Annotated in this window: 3 protein-coding genes and 1 pseudogene; 1 reads left to right on the top strand and 3 read right to left on the bottom strand. The window is 58.5% G+C overall.

Annotated features, from left to right (window positions below; translation table 11 throughout):
• Positions 1-220 precede the first annotated feature (220 nt).
• Together LX81_RS23485 and LX81_RS21700 are read right to left on the bottom strand one after the other, a co-directional pair.
• Entirely contained in the window at positions 221-532 is a 312-nt protein-coding gene (locus tag LX81_RS23485; protein ID WP_373280310.1) for a response regulator, read from the bottom strand.
• Between the two features lie 109 nt (positions 533-641).
• Positions 642-1,619 carry a PAS domain-containing protein gene (locus LX81_RS21700; protein WP_211322870.1) on the bottom strand — a complete coding sequence of 326 codons (978 nt, stop codon included), beginning with the start codon at positions 1,617-1,619 and terminating at the stop codon, positions 642-644.
• Between the two features lie 258 nt (positions 1,620-1,877).
• On the opposite strand from LX81_RS21700, the gene LX81_RS21695 reads away from it, so the two are divergent.
• The gene (locus LX81_RS21695) at positions 1,878-2,321 is read left to right on the top strand and encodes a response regulator (RefSeq protein ID WP_111539306.1); all 444 of its coding nucleotides are present in this window, start codon (positions 1,878-1,880) and stop codon (positions 2,319-2,321) included.
• A 486-nt stretch (positions 2,322-2,807) separates the two neighbouring features.
• Here LX81_RS21695 and LX81_RS21690 read toward each other — a convergent pair.
• A pseudogene (locus tag LX81_RS21690) lies at positions 2,808-3,071 on the bottom strand (IS5/IS1182 family transposase); the annotation flags it as partial.

Raw genomic sequence — 3,071 nt, 5'->3', positions numbered from 1 at the left:
GGTAATCTCCGACATGACCGCCTCCCAAAATGGATTGTTGCGATCCCACCCTGGCACGTCGATGCCGTCGGGGGGCGGTTACAGCATCAAGGCCCGTGATGGTCGCATGATCGCCGAGATCGCCAGAATGTTCGGCGCTATCTCGAACCTGACTGGCCCGGAGCAGGAAAAGCGGACGTCCTCAAATCTTAAAGCGGATGTTAGCTTGGAGCCCGAAGTATCAGATACCTTCGAGCAGCCGGGATACACCTTCGACAAGAGTGCGGTTGCTGGCCGGCTTCCGGATCAGGGGGGCGTCCAGACGGGATACGAGTTCGTCGGCGCCTTGCAGGTCTCCGGAAAACAGGCAGAACGGGATGCCGCTCGTTCGCAGATCACTTGCGACTTCGTTACATGTTTCGCCTTGTCCGAGATTGACGTCCAGGATGGCGGCTTCAATTCCATGTTGCTTCAGTTGGGACAGGGCCGTCCGACCGGATCGGGCGCGAAACACCGTGGCCCCGACGCGTTCCAGAGCCCGACAAACCTGCATCAGGATGAGGGGTTCGTCTTCGAGAACAAGTATCTGCCGACCATCCAGAACCAGCGGTTCGGCAGTTGCATCACGTTGCAGTTCGTCGATCATCGCCCCGTTTCCTTCGTCATAGCGGGAGTCTGATTACGGCTTTCAATCCGCTGGCGTGCCAGGTCCGTTCGATGGCTCCATCGCTGGCTTCGAGGACGCTTTGAATGATGCCCGAGCCGGTCCCGACCCGGATCGGTGCTGCGACGGGGCTCTCCGTATGTTCCGTCCAGTGCATTTCCAGAACAGGCTCATCGCCCTCGCTTACCGTCCACTCGAAAACGATTACACCGCGCGGGGAACTGAATGCCCCGTATTTCACCGCATTGGTTGCCAGCTCGTGCAAAACGAGACCGATCGTCGCCGATTGACTGACCTGAACCGACGTCTTCGCGCCCGTAAGCTCGATCCTCTGGTCGGTGCTCGTCGAATAGGCGCCGAGAACGGATCTCACGAGCGGTTCGAGGTCGACCATCTGGTGCGACGAATGCTGGAGCGTGATCTCGTAGGCCCGGCCGAGTGCGAAGATCCTGTCGTTGATGTCGTCCGCGACATGCGGCACGTCGTGCCGGTCCGCCGTCATGCTGACGACGGCACTGACGATCGAGAACATGTTCTTGACCCGATGCGACAATTCGCGGGCCATGACCTTGGCGTGTTCCTCGTTCTCGCGCGCGGTATGGATGTCGCTGACGTTCCATTGGGATCCGAAATAGTACTGAAGGATCCCGTCCTCGTCATAGATCGGTCCGAGGTGGAGGGCGTTCCAGAACGGCTCGCCGTTCTTTCGGTAGTTCAGCACTTCGACGACGACGACGTCTTCGCTCTGAAGCGCATCACGCATCTTGGCGACTGTGCCGGGATCGGTTTTCGGCCCCTGTAGGAAACGGCAATTTCGACCAAGCACCTCGTCTGCCGGATATCCTGTCAGTTCGATGAACGAGGTGTTCGCGAAGACGATCGGGCAATCCTCGAGATGTGGATCGGCCAGGATGACCGCCATGCGAGTCTGGGCCATAGCCTTGCTGAAGAGGGTCGCTGTTTCGTTGCGGAACATGCGGACGCCCTTTTCGGCGCCGTGGGCGGGCATGTCATCGCGCAACCTATTCGCTTGTCGGGCGTCGTCTTCTGTCATGCTCATGAGAAGTTTGATCGAGCCCCTTGTAATACGATCTGAGTTCGGCGGCCGCGTGTAGAGCGTGCGGTCAACGGTAAGAAGTCTGCCTGACTTAACACGCTGAAGGTGTGTCCCGTGGTTAATCTATTCTTAACCGTGTGTCGAGATCTTCCCGAGGCAGATTGGAGAACGGTTCGAATGACCAACCAGATCACTCGTTCGAGCCCGTCGGGGGACGGTGTCCTGATCGGCACGCGGGTGCTCGTGATCGAGGACGACCCATTCGTCGCCTGGAAACTCAGCGCGGACCTGAGCAAGCACGGCGCGATCGTTTACAGCCCTCGCAGGGAAGCTCGAAACATCGAGAGCCTGTTCGGGCCGACGCCCTGGCTGGAGAAGGTCGACGTGGCGATCCTCGACGTCAATCTCGAAACCCATACGAGCGAAGAGATGGCGAAGCGCCTCCACGCGGAGGGCATTCCGTTCGTCTTCCATACGGGGGACAACAGTTCGGTCGGCGATTTCCTGTTGGACTTCGATGTCCCCGTCATTCCGAAGCCGACACATATCGATGTTATCGTTCGAACACTGCAAAATGTCCTGACATCATCGCTTAACGAAGAACGAGTTCATACCACTTAATTCAAACCTTTCAGGTCATCACGAGCGAACGCGTAGTCCGTACGCGTACTGCTAATGGCCGCGGTGCCCCGCGGCACTGACCGTAGCGCTCTACTCGATGACGAAAAGATGCTTTCGTGGGAGCTGAACTTTGGCGTTCAGGGGCGTTGCGAAGCCTTGCAGAGGGCCGACAGCGTCAAGTCGCCAATCGCGCTCCAGACGCTGACAGAAGCGCTATCGGAAATTTATTCAAAGCCATCTTTCCCCGATGCGTTATCGGGTATCACCGTCAAGGTATGGGAGCGTCGTTTCACCAGGGCCGATCCTCGCGTGACCGAAACTACGATCTGGGCGTCATTCTGCGGACGTTGGCCGTCGAGCGTTCGCCGTTCTGAGAAGAAATTTAGCGGCCTACAGGCTTTCGTATTACCTGAGGGGTCTCAATCTTCAGCGGGCGCTGTTGGACGAAGCAGCTAAAGGTCGGACGGTCCCTTTTCCCGCCTGAAGTTAGCCAACGGGCTTTGTGGCGGGGATGCCGAGAGCAGTGAAGCGGTTGAGGATTGCGATGCGCGTTTGGAGCTCGGCGGTCTGGCGATCGAAGTCGCGGGACATCAGCTTCTGACCGAGCAGTTTCATGCAATTCATCTTGGTTTCGACGCGGCTTCGGCGATGGTACCCGCTCCACTTCCTCCAGATCGTTCGGCCTACGCGTCCGATGGCACGCAGGGCTTCGTTGCGGCTCGCCGCGCCGGGACTATCCTTCTTCCACGG

Origin of the sequence: Palleronia aestuarii (assembly GCF_003253995.1) — a bacterium.
Lineage (GTDB): Bacteria > Pseudomonadota > Alphaproteobacteria > Rhodobacterales > Rhodobacteraceae > Palleronia > Palleronia aestuarii.
This window is presented reverse-complemented; position numbering and strand designations above follow the sequence as displayed.